The organism is Polyangiaceae bacterium, assembly GCA_020633235.1.
GTDB lineage: Bacteria > Myxococcota_A > Polyangia > Polyangiales > Polyangiaceae > JACKEA01.
The window spans coordinates 423,891-441,303 of record JACKEA010000007.1 but is presented as its reverse complement, the minus strand read 5'-3'; the positions used below and the strand labels follow the sequence as shown (position 1 = coordinate 441,303).

Below are 17,413 nucleotides of genomic sequence, written 5' to 3'. Positions count from 1 at the left end.
GTCGCAGGCCTCTAGACCTTCTCCAAGCTGAGCGAAGGTCTCGAAGGGCAAGAGGGGTGTTCGCAGGACGAGAAAGGCCGACCCAGCTTGTTCGCAGTTCGCCGCTTGGGGCATGCGGGAAGTCGGATGCTCAGTACGACGATGGTGTCACGCCGTTCACTTGCAGCACGCGCTCGGATCGCTGCCAGCGCAACGGTAGTCCATGGTGTTCCCGCACCTGACCGTTCCGGGGTCGGGGTCGGGCCGCTTGACGCCGCCGGCCACTCCCCCAAGCTCCTTGTCGCTCAGCTTGCGGACCGTTTCCTTGCCGAGCGTGAGCTTCTTCTTGGCCGTCTTCTTCTTGGTACCCTTCGTCATGTTCGCCTCCGTTGACCAGCGCGCCGGTAGTCGTTGCGCATGCAGAAGGCTACGTGGGCGCGAGGACGAAGCTTGCGCCAAGTTACAGCTGAAACGCGCCAAACGTCAGTCATCCTGCACTACGCGGGCGAACCGCGCGCGCCACACCTCGGCCGTGACGCCGTGCACTTGGCGAAACAACGCGGACAGCCGTTCCGGAGTCATCTCGACCGTCGCCGCCACGGCCTTCACGGACGCGGCTGATCCCGACAGCATCCGCTCCGCGCGTTCGAGACGGAAGCGCTGCAGCTCGGACCGGAACGAGGTACCGGCATCCGCCAAGGAGCGCTGCAGTGTTCTGAGGCTCATGCCCAGCGTACGCGCTGCCCGCGCCGCACTCGGCAGTGACGCAGCACTCTCGAAGCACGCACGCAGCATCAACACGACTTCCGGCGTGTGGATCAGCCGGGCACGCAACGCGCGGACCAACGCCAAGAGCTCGTCCGCCCGCTCTGGATGCAACCAACGCGCGGCGTCCCCGACGTCCGAAAAGGACTCCACGGCGTAGCGCGGTTGAACGACGCGATAGAACCCCGCGACTGCCGCACCGACGGCGCCGGTGCCGTGCACCAGCGCCTGCCGCTGCACCGTTTGCGCGAACACGTCCTGACGCGTCGTCATGTACCGCATGATGACCTCGAAGGCGACGACGTCCACGGCGCCGAGGTCTCGCATGTCGATCAACGAGACGTGGGGCTCTTCGATTCGCTCCCCCGCCTCGAAGGCGTGCACCATCTCTCGTGCATCGGCTTCGGTAGGAGTGCCCCAGGTGATGAGACCTTTGGTGTCCGTCCCCAGCTGCCAGAAGCAGAACGTGCGCCGCGCGACGTAGCGGTCCACGGGCGCGGAGACGAAGGTGTCGATGTCCGTCGCGGGGACGAGTACGAGCTCCCCTTCGTCGCCGCTCATCATCGACGCCGCCATCGCTTCCAATGGAAACGGTACGCCGCTCCGGGGCGGCGGACCAGAGCGAGCGCGACGGGGATCGCGCCGGACCAACAAAAGAAGCGGGCACCATCGTCCACACTCGTGGCTAGCGTGCGTCATTTGTCCTCGGCGGGAGGCCTGACAGGACGGGCCAGGGGTGTATGCTCCGACGCGATCGAGAGGTGTGACGATGAGCGACTTTCAGTATCAAGAGCTGCTGCCGCTGGGCCACGACGACACCCCGTTCCGGCTGCTGACGAAGGACCACGTTTCCACCTTCGAGGCGGGGGGGAAGACCTTCCTCTCGGTGGAGCCGGAAGCGCTCACGCTCCTCACCCGGGAGGCGATGCGGGAGATTGCCCACTACCTCCGCCCCGGACATCTGGCGCAGGTACGGAAAATCCTCGACGATCCGGAAGCCAGCGACAACGACCGCTTCGTGGCCCTCGAGATGTTGAAGAACGCGAACATCGCCGCCAGCGGCGTGCTGCCCATGTGTCAGGACACGGGCACCGCGATCGTGATGGGCAAGAAGGGACAGCTGGTGTTCACCGGCGGAGGAGACGAGGCGGCCATCGCCCGCGGCGTGTTCGACACCTACACCACGGCAAACCTCCGCTACAGCCAGGTGGCACCGCTGGACATGTATCAGGAGAAGAACACCGGCAACAATCTGCCGGCGCAGATCGAGATCTTCGCGACGGACGGCGACGCCTACAAGTTCCTGTTCATGGCCAAGGGCGGCGGCTCCGCCAACAAGAGCTATCTGTACCAAGAGACGAAAGCGCTCTTGAACCCGGACAGTCTGCTCTCGTTCATCGGACAGAAGATCAAGACGCTGGGCACTGCGGCGTGCCCGCCGTACCACCTGGCTATCGTGGTGGGCGGCACCAGCGCGGAGTACGCCTTGAAGACGGCCAAGCTCGCCTCGGCGCGCTACCTCGACACGCTGCCGCCGGAGGGCAACGCCCTCGGCCGCGGCTTCCGTGATCGAAAGCTGGAAGAGCAGGTGCTGGAGCTCACGCGCACCTCCGGCATCGGCGCGCAGTTCGGCGGCAAGTACTTCTGCCACGACGTGCGGGTGATTCGACTACCGCGTCACGGCGCTTCGTGCCCCGTGGCCATCGCGGTGTCGTGCTCGGCGGATCGCCAGGCCGTGGCCAAGATCACCAAAGACGGCGTGTTCCTGGAACAGCTCGAGCACGATCCCGCGAAGTATCTGCCGGAGACCACCGCGAAGGAGCTCGGCGATCAGGTGGTGCGCGTGGACCTGACGCGGCCGATGAGCGAAATCCGCGCAGAGCTCGCCAAGTATCCGATCAAGACTCGGCTATCGCTCTCCGGCCCGATGGTGGTGGCTCGGGACATCGCTCACGCGAAGATCAAGGAGCGGCTCGACGGCGGGGAAGACATGCCGCAATACATGAAGGACTTCTGCGTGTACTACGCCGGTCCGGCCAAGACGCCGGAGGGCTACGCGTCGGGCTCCTTCGGCCCCACGACCGCGGGCCGCATGGACTCCTACGTGGATCTGTTCCAGTCCCGTGGCGGCAGCATGGTGATGTTGGCCAAGGGCAACCGCTCCCAGCAGGTCACGGACGCGTGCAAGAAGCACGGCGGCTTCTACTTGGGATCCATCGGTGGCCCCGCCGCGCGCCTGGCCAAGGACTGCATCAAGAAGGTGGAGGTCCTGGAGTACCCCGAGCTGGGCATGGAAGCGGTGTGGAAGATCGAGGTCGTGGACTTCCCCGCGTTCATCGTGGTGGACGACAAGGGCAACGATTTCTTCGCGGAGATCCTCTCGAGCGGGCCGCTCAAGGTGACCCGCTGAGCATCACTTCGCGCGTACCAGCTTGGTGACGGAGAAGTCCGGATCGTCCTTGGCTTCGGTCAGGTCCTTCCAAGTCGCCTTGTCGGTGCCATCGAAGCTGACCTCTACGTCGTCCCAGCTGTCCACGGCCTTGTAGCGAAGCTTCAGCAGCGAGCCGCTCTCGCTCACGCTCTCCCAAGAGCAGTCCATCTCGCCGAAGGCCTTGCACTTGCCACCGGCGGAGAACTCCCACGCCAGGCTGCCGTCGTCGGCGTCGTTCCACTTGCCCACGAGCTGACCGGCGAGCTTGCCGCCGGCGGCCTTGGCCGGCTCTTCCTTCTTGCAGCCTGCGACGGCGAGCACCACGGCGAGCGCGATCCACTTTTTCATCGGATGACCTCGTCCCCAGCGCCAGTTTGCACGAACAGCTTCCGAGCCTGGCGCATCAAGATTGGAGAAAACGTAGCCTGCACCACGGTGAGGGCAGCAGCCCAGGAAAGTGTAGCCGCGGCCAATGTTGCGGCCCGCTCTTCGGAGCTGCCCACTGCAAATCGCGACATTAGCTCCAGCGCCACTACGTCTCGGGTTCCGATCCCTTGGGGAGTGATGGGCAGTGCGATCACGAGCATGAGCACGGGGATGTAGGCCAGGGCGTCGGTGAAGGGCACATCGATGCCGAAGAACAGGAACGGCACCCAGGTTCCGACGAACAGCACCAGCACGTGGGGCAGCCGATACGCGAGGGCCACCAGGTGCCCACGCACGCCGGCCTCCATCAGCGGCGCCGTGGTCTGCGCCTCCCGCAAGATGCGGGGCTTCACCGCCAATACGATTCCATAGCCGAGGCCCGCCACGCCGATGGCGCCAATGGTGGGCGCGAGCCAGTGCACGCGACCATGGTTGAAGGGGAGCGCCGAGAGCCCGAGCAAGTACACGCAGCCGAAGGTGGTGGCGTACACGATGAGCGTCGCGCCCGTCACTCGCCACAGCGGCGCCTTGTACATCTTGGACAGGAAGTACGTGAGCCAGCCCTGCCCCACGTGGTGGTTCAACAGGCTCGGCAAGTATGAAGCGCCGCGGATGACGAGCAGCTCCTTGTAGCCGATGTTGCATACCCGCGTGCGATACACGTGCGTGGTCGCGAAGGTGTCCGCCAAGAGCAACGCCGCGTTGAACGCGACGGTGAACAGCATGAAATAGACGTAGTGAATGCTGCGTAGGGCGACGAAGAACTTGTGCCAATCCAGACGCACCAGCACCAGCGCCAGCAGTGCCGCCGCGGTCACGAATGGCAAGAGGCGGCGCCAGAGAGGCTGTGACGCGGCCGGAGAAGGCTCCGTCACCCGCGGCTCCGAAGCTCCGGGGGCGCTTCGTCGCTGGCGATCCACTCCACCCAGCGACGAACACCCTGCGTGAGGTCCACCTTGGGCGCGTAGCCGAAGGCGGCGTGGGCCTTGGACACGTCCGCGGAGGTGACCAGCGTCTCGCTCGCCCCCAGCTGTCCGAGCTCCACCGTGGGCGACACCCCGAGGGCGTCTGCCAAGAGCTCGATCAGTCGCCGCACCCGCACCGGCTCCGTGCGACCGAGATTGAAGGTGTCCAGACGCGGCTTTTCCCGCACCCAATTCACCGCGCCGAGGACACCGTCCGCGATGTCTTCCACGAAGGTGAAGTCCCGCGCCGTCTCTTCACCGTGCAGCCGCACGGGCTCCCCCGCGAGCAGCTTGCGCGTGAAGATCGCGAACGCCATGTCCGGACGACCCCGCGGGCCGTACACCGTGAAGAAGCGCAGCACCGCCACCGGCAGCTGATACAGATGGTGAAAGGCGTGGACCATCATCTCCGCGCCGCGCTTGCTCGCCGCGTAGGGCGACAGGGGGCCCGCCGCCGGATCGTCCTCGCGAAACGGGATCACCTGGGTGGCGCCGTACACGCTGGACGTGGAGGCGTACGCGATGGGTACGTTGCCGCGCTCGTGACAGAGCTCCAGCACGTTCAAGCCACCGAGCTCGTTGACCTCCACGTAGCTTCGCGGGTCTTCCACGCTGGCGCGCACGCCCGCCCGCGCCGCCAAGTGCACCACGACGTCGGGCCGCGCCGCGTCGAAGGCCGCAGCCAAGGCCGCGCGATCGCGGACGTCACCCTCGATCAGCCGATAGCCCGGCTGACTGGACGCCCACGACACGTTGCGTCGTTTCTGCGCGGGGTCGTAGTACGGGTCGAAGTTGTCGAACGTCGTGACGTGATAGCCGAGGCGCAACAAGCGGTCGGCGACGCTCGATCCGATGAAGCCGGCACCGCCGGTAACCAATGCGGACGAAGTCATGATCGAAAGCGCGGCATCGTAGCGCTTGCCGCCAGCGATGGGGGTGGGCGTAGCATGGAACGCTGGCCAATGGGCCGAATCTTCTTCTCGAAGTAGAGCGGTTCCGCTAGTTTCGAGAGTCACATGAGGCGGCTTTTGGTGTGTGCGCTCGCGCTGTCTTGGGCAACGACGGCAGCAGCAGAGCCCGAGCCTTGGTCCGATGACGACGGTCTCGGAAAACCGCAGCGTCACGAGCTCGACGGCTACGGCTTTTCGACGGGTGCGGAGTATCGGGCGAACTGGCTGTACGTGAACCCCATCGATCTGAATGGGGTCAAGCATCGGCGCGCGAGCTGGATCGAGCATCGGCTGCGCCTCGACGGTGCCGTCGACTACGACGAGAAAGTCCGCATCGTCGTGAGCTTGGATGCCCTCGACGGAACCTTGTGGGGCGACAACGGGACGTTCGGTACGCCGCCCAGTACGAACAGCGGTACTCGCGCCGCCGCGACAAACCCAAACAACGCGAAACCAGCTATCGGCTACGTCGGCGGCGACGAGCTGAACCCGGACAGCTACGGCTACGTGCTGGTGCCCAGCGATCCGGTGAAGGTGCGCCGCGCCTACGGCGAGCTGGCCACGCCCATCGGCTTCTTTCGCATCGGGCGGCAGCCGTCGGCGGAAGGCACGTCCCTATTGGTGGCAGATGGCGACGGTAGACCGAACCGATTCGGCTACTCCAACGCCGGCGACACGGCGGATCGCATTCTGTTCGCCACCAAACCGTTGGAAGCCCTGAAGCCGGAGGCGGAGCGAGATCGCTCGGCGGACCGCGGCATGGTGGTGGCCGCCTTTTACGACCGCACGGCCTCGGAGCAGATTCGTCTGTTCGGCGACGACCTGCAGAGCGCGGGCACCATGGTTCGCTACAAGCGGCCCGACCCCAAGCACCAGAGCAACCTCGAGCTCATGGGCATCTACGCCCACCGTTGGGAGCAGGACTTCAGCACTTCCATCAACATCTTCACCGCGCGGGCCATCGCTCGCATCCAGAAGCTGTCCGTCGGCGCAGAGGGTGTCACCATCTTGGGACGCACCCGCGAGGTGAGCGATGCGCTTTCGCTCATCAACAACGACCCCATCGTGCGACAGAAGGTGCAGCAGTTCGGCGCGCGGGCGGTGGCACGCTGGGACGAGCCCACGTGGACGGCGTACCTGGAGTTCGATTTCGCTTCCGGCGATCGCAACCCGAACCCCGGCACGGATCTGACGCAGCTCTACTTCGCGGAAGACAACAACGTGGGCCTGCTGATGTTCGAGCGCATCTTGGCGTTCGAGAGCGCGCGCTCCTCTGCGGCGGGGGTCGAGCTGCTCAAACGCATCGGTGCCAAGACCTACCCTGCGGAACGCGTGGACAGCGAGGGCTCCTTCACCAACGCCATCGCCATTTTTCCGCAGTTCGACTTCCGGCCCATCGAGCCGCTGTTGTTTCGCGGCGGCGTGCTCACCGCTTGGGCGCCCACCGGCCTGGTGGATCCCACGGAGAGCCTCAAGCTGCGTGACGGCACGGAGATCGAAGACGACCTCGTGAACTTCAACGGGGGCAAACCCGGCAACTTCTACGGCGTGGAGCTCGACGGCCGCATGCAGTGGAAATACGCCGAGCATTTCTTGTTCGACTTGGAGGGCGCGGTACTCTTCCCGGGAGACGCCTTCTACGACGAGAACAACCAAGCCGTTCGCAGCGTCTTGATCCAGGGGCGCACCACGTTCGTGTTCTGAGGCCAAGAAAGATGAAGAAGAGTCTCGCACTGGCCGCCCTCGCCCTGCTGGGCTGCCAAACTTTCGATCCGCCGCCGAGCGCCGATCTGTTGTCCGCGGACAACGGAGTGATGACCACCACGCCGGACGAACCGCTGGTGGTGCAGTTGTCGGAGGCGTTCAAGACCGACACGCTCAAGATGGAGATCGTGCCGGCGGTGATCGACAAGGAAGAAAACCTGCTGGACGAGCAGAAGCCGCCGAAGACTCAGGAGTTCAAGGACTCCATCGTCGTTGCGTACGATGGCGCTCGGCCGAATGACGAGAGCCGAACCTACGGCGCCACTTTCGACCTGGCCGGTCGGGACATGACCATCACGCCCACGGAACCGCTGGCGTACTCGGTTCCGTATCTGCTCTTGGTGGAGCCGGGGCTCGAAGATCTGGACGGCCACGCCACGGTGCCGCGACAGCGCTTGCCGTTCACGTATCGACTGAATGGCGGCGGGCCGAACTCGTTGCCCACGGGCTACTACTACTTCTTGATGAACGTGGACTACCTGGCGGTGCAGATCCGGGTCTACGCCTACATGAAGGTGGATCCCGAGAGCGGCGCCTGGCGCGCCATCTTCACCAAGGCCAACCGTCGCACGGCGCTCAACGGCCGTCCGGGCTGCCCGAGCTGCTCCGGGGACACGCCGGTGTGCTCGCTGTACCCGGGCCCGGCCGCCTGCGTGAAGCCCAGCGTCAAGCAAGGGGACCTGTCGGAGTTCAAGGACTTCTTGCCGGAGAAGGATCCGCCGGACGGCTACTACTTCATCGCCGACGGCTTCGCGAGAGACGAGCCCGACGGCAGCATCGCGCTCGGCACGGCGCCGTTCCTCATCGACATCGTGATTGGAACCGGCGCCATCGACGTGCGCGCCGAGGGCACCAAGGTCACCGGCAATTTCGTCCAGGATCCGAACGATTCCGAGCGATGGGTGGCCAACGGCAGCCTGAGCGTGGACGTGGTGAAGCTCAACGGCAACGGGGCCGATCCCACCCAGGGTACGTTCACCGCCATGAACCTCAAGCAGTCCGAGGTCGACGAGATCGAGGGCTTCGGCTACCCCATCCCCACGGATCTCGAAGAGTAGTCAGCGCACGCGCACTTCGAGCTCGAAGGGCTGACCCTGACGCTCGAGGCGGGCAACGAGCCGATCCGCCTCACGCGCGCCCAGCAAGGCGTCCACCACCGCTTGCAGCGTGGTGCAGGGCTTGTCGTCCAGGCTCATGAGCACGTCCCCGGACTCCACGCCCAGCCGCTCCAAGAGCGAGTCTTCCCGAATGCCGCCGATGCTCACGCCCACCACCTGCTCGGCGCGTATCTCCGGCGTGAGCTCGATGCCGCTCATCAGCGCACCGCCGCGATCGAAGAGCGGCTTCACCATCGCCCGCTCGATGGAATAGCGCCCGTCGCCGTCGCTCTCGATGGCGTTGGCAATCTCACCGGGCACGCGCCACGGCTCCACCTCGGGCGCCGCCTCGAACACGAGCCCCTTGTTTCCGAGCTTCTTGCCGAGCTCCGCGCCCTCCCGCGCGCCATCGCTCAGCGTCACCGCGCAGCGCCCCGCACCGGAGCGCAGCCACACGCGGTCCCACTCGATCTTGTCCACGCGCCAACTGCCGATGCTATCGCCGGGTTGCCTGAGGTGCGCCGGCTCGCCGGGCTCGGGCGAAAGGGACGCGAAGGCCCACTTTGGATCCACGCTGGCGGTGATGGCGTGCACCTCCACGCCGCCGCATTGGCTCGGCTTCCGTGCGCGGGGTTTGGCCGCGGCCTTGGGCGTCGCAATCGGCAGGTCTCGGGCAGCTCGCGCGGGTTTCGGCTTCTTTTGTTGGTCCGGCGCGGGACCTCGCGCTCCGAGGGCGGCTTCACCACGGTGCGCAATGTCGTCCGCCAGCTGCTCCCGCGCCGCTCCGGTGCGGACCGGGAGCGGATCCGTCAGCTGCACACTGGCGCTCGTGGCGGGCGCCTCCGTGGGCTCACTCCGCGCGAACCAAAGCCCCGTCGCGATCGCCACCATCACGATCGGCGCGCCCCACCGGATGAGCCGGTCGACGTCCATCTCCCCCCGCGCGTTGCGATCTCCATGCCACGCGGGATCCGCCCACATCTGCCAGTTTTCTGGAGCCGCTGCAGACACTTTGTCACAAGCGCGCCGGCTGGAGTCCAGCGCTTTGCCAGGTTGGCAGATTGATGGTTGTGCCTCAGTGAAGCGAAGGATGGGCCTGTACTGCGCGGTGGGGTGCAGCGCGTTGGCGGTGAGCCGCCGACGTCGCTCGAAGGCAGCGTGATCGGAGGGCCGGCGTCTTCGCTCGGGTGAAGGCGCCGGCCCGACTTCACGGGGGATTCGGTTACCCTGCGGCAATGTCGCTGACCGAGCTGCGCTGCCCGAGCTGTACCGCCCCCGTTCCCGCGTCCGATGGCGCAGCCATCACGTGCCGCTTCTGCGGCGCCACGCTCGTGCGCGAGCAGCCGACGACGGGGCGCCAAGAGAAACACTACACGCTGGTGCTTCGGGTCGCGCCGTCCAATCGAGAGCGCGTGGCTCAGCTGCTCGCGGAGAAGGGCGGCCTGGACCTCGAGCGCGCTCGCGCGTTGATTGCGGATTCGCCGGCCCAAATCCAGATCGGTAGCGACTCCGCCAAGGCCCGGGATCTGGAGCGCGCCGCTTCGGAAGCGGCCGCCCAGGCGGAGCTGACGATGGAGAAGGTGACCGTTCCCGTCGTGGACGTGGTGCTCGAAAGCGTCGGCACCAAGAAGCTCGCCGTCATCGTCGCTCTGCGTGACCAGATCGAGATGAGCATCGCCGAAGCCAAGCAGCTGGTGGGCTCCGCTCCCGTCACCATCGCCACCGGCATCGAAGAGCCCGAAGCCAGCGCCATGATCTCCGCACTTCAGGCCGCTGGCGCCACCGCCCGCGCGAAATAGCCATGGCACCGCCAGAGCTGATCCTGGCAGATACTCTCGAAGAGCTACTCTTCAAGGGCGTGAAGGTGGGCCGTCAAAGAGCAGCGTACCAAGCGCTGTTCTTCACGGTACTGGTCAGCTACGCGGGATACGAATTGGTCTCGCGCGACGGGCAAGATGTGGAGCGCCAAGATAGGTCGCGTACGCAAGGCGTTGCGCGGCAGCACTATGTTGGCCGAGTTCCAGTTGAACATGGCCAAGAAGGGCTCGATCCTCTGAAGACCTACTCGGCGGCCAGGCCGATGAACGCCGCAGCTTCCTGGTCCGAGGTCGCCTCGTGGTGGCGGAACCAGGTCTCGAGCAGGTCCGTCAGCACTTCCATCAGCTCGCTCTTGCCGTCTTCGCACTGCCCGCGCAAGAGCTCCAGCCGCTGACGGAAGGACTCGTGCTCCGCCATGTGCTGCTCGAGCTTCGGATACTCCGAGAGGCGCATCAGGTGCTCTTCCGTGGCGAAGTGCACGCGGATGATGGCGCGGAGCTCGTCCAGGCGCCGCGCCAACGCCGGCCACGGCTCGTGGGCGTGGTGTGCCGCGCCCAGCCGACGAATCAAGAGCGCGATCTGACCATGCTGCTCCGCCACCCCGTCCGGCATCGTGGGTCTGTCGGAGTCAGCATTCTCCATCCTCGCATCTTTGAACCACGGCCGCCGCCTCGTCAACCGTCCCAGTTTGGGTCGCGGCAGCAGCGAAAGCCGGTGGAGTAGTCGTGGTAGTCGTACGGGTGGAAGATGGTGCGGTACTCGCACCCCTGCCCGTTCTGGTAGGTGTCCATCAGGTACCCGCCAAAGAACGTTCCATCGGGATCCGCCACCCACTCGTGCAGATTGCCGACCATGTCGTACACGCCGTACTCGTTGGTGCAGGCTTCGAACGCGCCCGTCTTGACCACGCTGTGGGACATTTCGTGCAGCCGAGGGTCGTTCATCCAGCTCGGGTGCCACATCATCTTCGGGTCCGTGCCCGGAGGCGCCTCGGCTTTGAACAAACGAACCACCGGGTGGTAGTCGAGCTTCTTGTAGCGGTCGTTGCACACCTTGGCCTTGCGCACGTCGCCGTAGGGGTAAATCGTGTGCTTGGGCCCGCGGCAGGCCGTCACCCACTCGTCGATCTGACACAGGCGTTTTCCGGCTCGTTCACAGGCCTTCGCCGCTTGTTTGCCGCTGATGTAACCCTGCGGTTTACGCCCCGAGACGCTCACGGCCCGCACCTGATCCTCGATGCCGTCCACCTTCAGGTTGCCGGGGCGGAGCGTCGCGCTGCCGTCAGCCTTCAAGAGCTCGATGGAGTCTTCCCAGCGGTCGATGCAAAAGAAGCCCTGCGCTCGCCGAACCAGCGTCATCTCCTCGGGACACGACGGTTTCTTTTGTTGTTGGTCCGCCGCGGCCACTTCGGGTGCCGGCGCTCCCGCGTCCGGCGCGGTTTCGACCCGTGGCGGCGGCGTCGGTGCCGCGACGTGCGGTGGCGCTTTCGGAGACTCCGGCGCGGGTTTCACCGTCGCGCAGGCCGCCCCGAGGGCTACCGCGGCGAACCAACCCAATCTCAATCCCACTTCTCCCGAACGTCGATGCCGCGGGTCTTCACCGCTTGTACGAACGCCTCGAGGGGCACCGCCAATTCTCCGGGCAGCACGCCGCGGCGCTCCACGGCCCCTGCCGCCATCATGTAGGCGATGGCGGCGGCGGGGTAGGCGGTGGTCCGGGCCATGGCGGAGTGACCCGTCTTGGGCTCGTGGCGATCGATGATCTCGAGGGTGAGGCGCGCGCGCTTGCCCTGGGACTTGCCCTCGATGCTCACGCGCACGAGCACCACGTCGGTGTCGTCGTCGGAGAGCGAGCCCTCGATGAGTCGCTCGGTGAACGCCCGAGGGACGACGCCGTCCACGGGCTTTTCCGAGAGCAATCCGATGGCGTGCATGCCGGCGAAGGCGGCGAGGTGCCCCGGGTAGCGGATGGTCTTGTAGTCGAGGTTGTGGACGCGATCCTTGAGCGTACGCGGCAGCGTGGACGCGCCTCCGGAAGTGTTGAACGCCTCCAACGTACCGAAGGGATACGGAAACTCGATGGCCTCCGGCTCCGTGAGAGAGGGCACGCGTACGATCTTGCCGTCGCGCAACACCTCCGCGGGCTCGAGGTATTCGTTGGTCAGACCGCGCACGGAGAACACGAGCTTGTAGTTGAGCGGCGGCTTGGGGTGGGCAGGGAGGCCGCCCACGCGGATCTTCACGCTCTCGGCGCTGTCCATGCGCTCCACGCCCCAGGCAGCGAGCAGGCACGCCATGCCCGGCGCGAGACCGCAGTCGGGCACGATGATCACGCCCGCGCGCTTGGCGTCCGCGTCCATCGCCAGCTGCTTCTCGACCACGAATAGGTTGCCGCCCAGATCACAGAGGTGGACTCGCGCCTCGATCGCCGCGCGCGTCAGCGCTTCGTTGAAGCGGTAGTCGGCCGAAGACAGCACGACGTCCCAACCCTCCAACAGCTTCACCAGACCGCCCGCATCCAGATCGAACGCATGCGTTTCCACCTTGGCCCGCCCCGTGGAGCTCTGCGCCTGATCCAGCAGCCGGTTCAGATCCTCGGCAGCGGTGGCCAACCGAGCTTCGTCCTTGTCGACCAGCCGGACGGCGGTGATGCCGGGCTGACGCCCGAGGTCCCACGCTGCCGCTCGGCCCATTCTTCCCGCACCCAGCACCAGTGCTCGCATGGCGCACCTGATAGCTCGAATCCCCGTCTTTCGCGAGGCACATCCGTGCAGTTGCTCGCGGACGGCTTTCGGACGATGACGGCCGTGATGAAGACCCTGGAGCAAGACGGTGCGTTTCCGCGAACCCTCGTGGCCGGCAGCGGCACGCCCACCTTCGAGCGCAGGAACCCCGCGAACCGTGAGGACCTGGTCACCGTGGCACCGCGCTGTGGGGAGGACGACGTGGTAGCCGCTTGCCAGGGTGCCCGTGAGTCATTCAGAAGCTGGTCGCACAGGCCGGCGCCGGCGCGGGGGGTGGTGGTGGGCCGCTTTGCCCAATTGCTCTCGAATCGCAAAGAAGCGCTGGCGCGCTTCGCGGCACGAGAGACCGGCAAGCCTCTGCGCGAAGCGCGGGGCAGCGTGCAGAAAGCCATCGATACCGCGGAGCTCTTTCAAGGCGAGGGGCGGCGGCTGTACGGCCGCACGCTGCACAGCGAGCTCGGCGACAAGGAGCTGTCCACCCACCGGCGTCCGCTCGGGGTGGTGGCGGTGATCACTGCCGGCAACTTCCCGGTCTCGGTGCCGTGTCGCAACATCATCCCGGCGCTTTTGTGCGGGAACACCGTGGTGTGGAAGCCGAGCGAGGACGCTCCCGGCACCGCGGCCCTGCTCGCGGAGCTGTGGCAAGCGGCGGGACTGCCGGCGGGGGTGCTGCAGGTGGTGTACGGCGGCGGGGCAGCCGGTACCGGGCAGCATCTGATCGAGCAGGTGGAGGCCGGCCGCGTGGACAAGGTCGCGTTCACCGGCTCCACCGAGGTAGGTCGAACAATCGGTGAGATCTGCGGAAGAAATCTGCAGGTTCCCTCCTTGGAGTTGGGTGGGAAGAACCCTCTCGTGATCTTGGCAGACGCGGACTTGGAGCTGGCCGTGGACGGCGCGTTGTGGGCGGCCTTTGGCACCGCCGGGCAGCGTTGCACCAGCGCCGGAAACATCATCGTCGACAAGCGGGTGATGCCGGCGGTGAGGGACCAGCTGGCGCGCCGCGCGCGCACGCTTCGCATTGGAGACCCCTTCGACGAGACCGTCGCCTACGGCCCCTTCATCAACGAACGCTTCTTGCAGAGCTGGATCGCGCAACGCGCCATCGGCGTGGAGGACGGCGCGGAGCTGCTGTTGGATGGCCGGCGCGTGATCGCAGGGGACGAGCCCCCGAATTTTGCAGGAGACGCCAAGAACGGGCTGTACGCGACCCCGCGCATCTTCGACCGAGTGAAGCCTCACATGCAGGTGTTCCAGCAGGAGTGCTTCGGCCCCACGGTGAACCTGGTGGAGGTGGATGGCCTGGACGAAGCCATCGCTGCCGCCAATGGCACCCCGTACGCGCTGTCGAGTGCGGTCTACACGCGGGACGCGAAGGCGATGCTCCGCTTCAAGGAGGAGAGCCGCGCCGGCGTCACGAGCATCAACAACTCCACCACCGGCGCCGAAACCCACATGCCGTTTGGAGGCAACGGCTGGAGCGGCAACGGCAGCCGAGAAGGCGGCGTCTGGGCGCTGGACGCCTACAGCCGCTGGCAAGCGGTGAACGTGGATCTATCCGGCAAGCTGCAGCGCGCCCAGATGGACGTGGAACCCGGCGGCAGCATCGACCCGCCAGACTGGTCCACGCTCACATGAAAGTCGCGCGCAAGCTCATCGTCGCCCTGCTCATCGGCGTAACGGTGGTGCTTGCCGTGTTCGGATGGATCCGCGTTCGGCGCGAAGCAGCGTTGTTCGACGCGGACGTACGGCGGGATCATCGCGCGGTGGCGATGACGCTCTCCACGTCGGTGGAAACCGTGTGGCGCACCAGCGGAGAGCGGGAAGCACTGGCCTTGGTCCACGCTGCGGATCGCAGCAAGGCGCACATTCGCATTCGCTGGGTTTGGCTCGACGAAGGAACCGCGTCGGCGCTGCTGGACGACGCGAGCTTCGCGCGGCTCGAACGCGGCGAGCTGGTGCAACGCGAAGAGAGGGTCGCAGAGCACGGCGGCAAGTGGGCCGCGGACGACACGGCGGAACCCTGGTTGGTGACCGCGGTGCCGGTGCACACCAGCTCGAGCCGGGCTGGAGCACTGGAGCTGGCCGAGTCCCTGGCGCCGAATCGCGCCTACCTGCACACCACCCTGGAGAGCCTGGTGCTGAGCCTGCTGGCGGTGATTGCCGTGTGCACGCTGGTGGTGCTGCTGTCGAGCTTCTGGCTGGTCGGGCGCCCCATGGGCCTGTTGGTGGCGCGAGCGCGGAGCATTGGCGCGGGCAACCTGAAGGATCACCTGGACCTGAAGCAGCGCGACGAGATCGGCGAGCTGGGCCGAGAGATGGACGCCATGTGTGATCGCCTGGCCAACGCACGACAGGAGCTGGAGCATGAAACGTCCGCCCGCATCGCGACCCTGGAGCAGCTGCGTCACGCCGACCGCCTCACCACCGTAGGGCGGCTGGCGGCGGGCATCGCTCACGAGCTCGGCACTCCGCTGAACGTCGTCAGCGGACGGGCGAAGATGATCGCGCGCGGCAACGCCAACCCGGAGCAGTCCGTGGAGTACGCGCGCATCGTGGCGGAGCAGGCCGACCGCATGGCAAAGATCATTCGGGAGCTGCTCGACTTCGCTCGACGCAAAGAGCCTCACAAGAAGCCAGCGGACGTGGGCGCCATCGCCGCGCGGACGGTATCCCTGCTGTCTCCATTGGCGAAGAAGCGCGGTGTGAGCCTGAAGCTCGGAGCGGAGGCCTCGGCGCAGGCCTCGGTGGACGAAGGCCAGTTGCAGCAAGCGCTCACGAATCTGGTGGTCAACGCCATTCACGCCAGCCCGCCGCAAGGGTGCGTCGAGGTGAGCCTGGAACGCGAGGACGCCGAGATCGCCCTCCGGGTATCCGATCGAGGTTCCGGCATGCCGCCGGAGGTGCGCGAGCAGATCTTCGAGCCGTTCTTCACCACCAAGCCGGTGGGAGAAGGCACAGGGCTCGGCCTCAGCGTGACGCGAGACATCGTCTTGGAGCACGGGGGTCGCATCACCGTTGAAAGCACCACTGGAGAAGGCACCACCTTCGCCATCCACCTACCCCTCAGCGAGGAATCATGACCGCTTCCATTCTTCCCCCGCCGGAGCCCGGGTCCCGCGCCGCGTTGGTGGTCGACGACGAGCCGGCCGCCTGCGATCTGCTGCGTGACGGCCTGTCGGCGGAGGGCTTCGCCGTCACCACGGCCGGGAGCGCCAGCGAGGCTTGGGAGCTCCTGGGCACGCAGCGCTTCGGCGTCGTGGTCACCGATCTCAACCTGACCGGCGCCAGCGGAACGGAGCTCTGCGAGCAGGTGGTCGCCACCTACCCGGACGTGCCCGTCATCGTGGTCACTGCCTTCGGATCGATGGAAACCGCAGTCGCCGCCCTGCGAGCCGGCGCCTACGACTTCATCACCAAGCCTTTCGAGCTGGAGGCCGTGGCGATGTCGCTACATCGAGCTTTGGACCACTTTGCGCTGCGGCAAGAGGTTCGGCGCCTGCGCACCCAGGTCGACCGTAGCAAGCGATTCGGCGCGCTGTTGGGCTCGAGCCCGAGGATGCTGGAAGTCTACGACCTGCTCGAGCGCATCAGCGACAGCGACACCACGGTGCTCATCACCGGAGAGAGCGGAACGGGCAAGGAGGTGGTCGCGCGGGAGTTGCACCGCCGCAGCCGGCGGCGAGACGGGCCCTTCATCGCCATCAACTGCGCGGCGATGCCGGAGGCGCTGCTCGAAAGCGAGTTGTTCGGCCACGAGAGGGGCGCCTTTACCGACGCGCGCCAGGCGCGCGAAGGCCTGATGCCGCGCGCCAACGGCGGAACCCTGTTCTTGGACGAGATCGGTGAGCTGCCCCTCGGGCTACAGCCCAAGCTGCTGCGCGCATTGCAAGAGCGGGTGGTGCGCCCCGTGGGTGGCAGCGAGGAACGCCCCTTCGACGCTCGCATCGTGGCCGCGACCAATCGCGATCTCGAAACCGCCATCGAAGAGAAGACGTTTCGCGAGGATCTCTTCTATCGCATCAACGTCATCAACGTGCCGTTGCCACCGCTGAGAGCGCGAGGTGGCGACGTGTTGCTCTTGGCCCAGCATTTCCTCGCCCATTTCGCGAGTGTGGCAAGCAAGAACGTGCACGGCCTTTCCCCGGCTGCGGCGAAACGCCTGATGGCGTATCCCTTCCCCGGCAACGTCCGGGAGCTGCAGAACTGCATCGAGCGGGCCGTAGCGCTCACCCGAGACGAGGAAATCCAGGTCGAGGATCTACCCCAGCGCATCCTCGAGCACGAAAGCCGAAACGTGCTGGTCGCCTCCGACGATCCCTCCGACCTGGTGCCCCTCGAGGAAGTGGAGCGGCGCTACATCTTGCGGGTGTTGTCGGCCGTGGAAGGCAACAAGTCCCTGGCCGCCAAGATCCTGGGGGTCGGTCGCAAGACGCTCTATCGCCGCCTCGACGCGTGGGGTGAATCCTGAGTCAGTG

Annotated in this window: 16 protein-coding genes; 7 read left to right on the top strand and 9 right to left on the bottom strand. The window is 66.2% G+C overall.

The features are described 5' to 3' along the window. Positions 1 to 156 precede the first annotated feature (156 nt). Together H6717_35315 and H6717_35310 are read right to left on the bottom strand one after the other, a co-directional pair. Positions 157 to 357 (bottom strand): hypothetical protein, encoded by a 201-nt coding sequence (locus H6717_35315; GenBank protein ID MCB9582359.1) that lies wholly within the window; start codon positions 355 to 357, stop codon positions 157 to 159. A 105-nt stretch (positions 358 to 462) separates the two neighbouring features. Then, positions 463 to 1,320, bottom strand: coding sequence for a helix-turn-helix domain-containing protein (locus H6717_35310; protein MCB9582358.1), 858 nt, complete (start codon positions 1,318 to 1,320; stop codon positions 463 to 465). Between the two features lie 193 nt (positions 1,321 to 1,513). Between H6717_35310 and H6717_35305 the strand changes: the two genes are divergently transcribed. Further along, entirely contained in the window at positions 1,514 to 3,154 is a 1,641-nt protein-coding gene (locus H6717_35305; protein ID MCB9582357.1) for a fumarate hydratase, read from the top strand. A 3-nt stretch (positions 3,155 to 3,157) separates the two neighbouring features. Here H6717_35305 and H6717_35300 read toward each other — a convergent pair whose 3' ends face one another. Genes H6717_35300 through H6717_35290 form a run of 3 tightly spaced genes read right to left on the bottom strand, consistent with a single transcriptional unit; the run spans position 3,158 to position 5,459 of the window. Next, complete coding sequence (locus tag H6717_35300; protein ID MCB9582356.1) at positions 3,158 to 3,523, bottom strand: hypothetical protein; 366 nt, start codon at positions 3,521 to 3,523, stop codon at positions 3,158 to 3,160. Beyond that, positions 3,520 to 4,419 (bottom strand): flippase-like domain-containing protein, encoded by a 900-nt coding sequence (locus H6717_35295; protein ID MCB9582355.1) that lies wholly within the window; start codon positions 4,417 to 4,419, stop codon positions 3,520 to 3,522. Before H6717_35295 ends, H6717_35300 begins: the two co-directional genes overlap by 4 nt. Before the next feature lie 53 nt (positions 4,420 to 4,472). Further along, positions 4,473 to 5,459 carry an NAD-dependent epimerase/dehydratase family protein gene (locus H6717_35290; protein ID MCB9582354.1) on the bottom strand — a complete coding sequence of 329 codons (987 nt, stop codon included), beginning with the start codon at positions 5,457 to 5,459 and terminating at the stop codon, positions 4,473 to 4,475. Between the two features lie 123 nt (positions 5,460 to 5,582). Here H6717_35290 and H6717_35285 point away from each other — a divergent pair, with 123 nt between their 5' ends. Both H6717_35285 and H6717_35280 read left to right on the top strand, forming a co-directional pair. Then, on the top strand, positions 5,583 to 7,220 hold the full coding sequence (locus H6717_35285; protein MCB9582353.1) for a hypothetical protein: 1,638 nt from the start codon (positions 5,583 to 5,585) through the stop codon (positions 7,218 to 7,220). Positions 7,221 to 7,231: 11 nt separating this feature from the next. Beyond that, the gene (locus H6717_35280; GenBank protein MCB9582352.1) at positions 7,232 to 8,338 is read left to right on the top strand and encodes a hypothetical protein; all 1,107 of its coding nucleotides are present in this window, start codon (positions 7,232 to 7,234) and stop codon (positions 8,336 to 8,338) included. On the opposite strand, the gene H6717_35275 is transcribed toward H6717_35280, so the two are convergent. After that, a complete protein-coding gene (locus H6717_35275; protein ID MCB9582351.1) occupies positions 8,339 to 9,358 on the bottom strand; it encodes a hypothetical protein in 1,020 nt (339 codons plus the stop codon). Positions 9,359 to 9,612: 254 nt separating this feature from the next. Here H6717_35275 and H6717_35270 point away from each other — a divergent pair, with 254 nt between their 5' ends. Beyond that, complete coding sequence (locus tag H6717_35270; GenBank protein ID MCB9582350.1) at positions 9,613 to 10,176, top strand: ribosomal protein L7/L12; 564 nt, start codon at positions 9,613 to 9,615, stop codon at positions 10,174 to 10,176. A gap of 262 nt (positions 10,177 to 10,438) precedes the next feature. Here H6717_35270 and H6717_35265 read toward each other — a convergent pair whose 3' ends face one another. From H6717_35265 to H6717_35255, 3 genes are all read right to left on the bottom strand, one after another. After that, positions 10,439 to 10,807, bottom strand: a complete 369-nt coding sequence (locus H6717_35265) for a hemerythrin family protein (protein ID MCB9582349.1) — start codon at positions 10,805 to 10,807, stop codon at positions 10,439 to 10,441. Positions 10,808 to 10,869: 62 nt separating this feature from the next. Next, the gene (locus H6717_35260; protein MCB9582348.1) at positions 10,870 to 11,763 is read right to left on the bottom strand and encodes an SUMF1/EgtB/PvdO family nonheme iron enzyme; all 894 of its coding nucleotides are present in this window, start codon (positions 11,761 to 11,763) and stop codon (positions 10,870 to 10,872) included. Next, positions 11,754 to 12,917, bottom strand: a complete 1,164-nt coding sequence (locus H6717_35255; GenBank protein ID MCB9582347.1) for a saccharopine dehydrogenase NADP-binding domain-containing protein — start codon at positions 12,915 to 12,917, stop codon at positions 11,754 to 11,756. The genes H6717_35260 and H6717_35255 overlap by 10 nt, the downstream gene beginning before the upstream one ends. An 84-nt stretch (positions 12,918 to 13,001) precedes the next feature. Between H6717_35255 and H6717_35250 the strand changes: the two genes are divergently transcribed. The 3 genes from H6717_35250 to H6717_35240 are packed head-to-tail and all read left to right on the top strand — an operon-like array spanning position 13,002 to position 17,406. After that, positions 13,002 to 14,573, top strand: coding sequence for an aldehyde dehydrogenase family protein (locus H6717_35250; GenBank protein MCB9582346.1), 1,572 nt, complete (start codon positions 13,002 to 13,004; stop codon positions 14,571 to 14,573). Further along, on the top strand, positions 14,570 to 16,018 hold the full coding sequence (locus H6717_35245; GenBank protein MCB9582345.1) for a HAMP domain-containing histidine kinase: 1,449 nt from the start codon (positions 14,570 to 14,572) through the stop codon (positions 16,016 to 16,018). The genes H6717_35250 and H6717_35245 overlap by 4 nt, the downstream gene beginning before the upstream one ends. Beyond that, positions 16,015 to 17,406 (top strand): sigma-54-dependent Fis family transcriptional regulator, encoded by a 1,392-nt coding sequence (locus H6717_35240; protein MCB9582344.1) that lies wholly within the window; start codon positions 16,015 to 16,017, stop codon positions 17,404 to 17,406. The genes H6717_35245 and H6717_35240 overlap by 4 nt, the downstream gene beginning before the upstream one ends. The last annotated feature ends 7 nt before the right edge of the window (positions 17,407 to 17,413 follow it).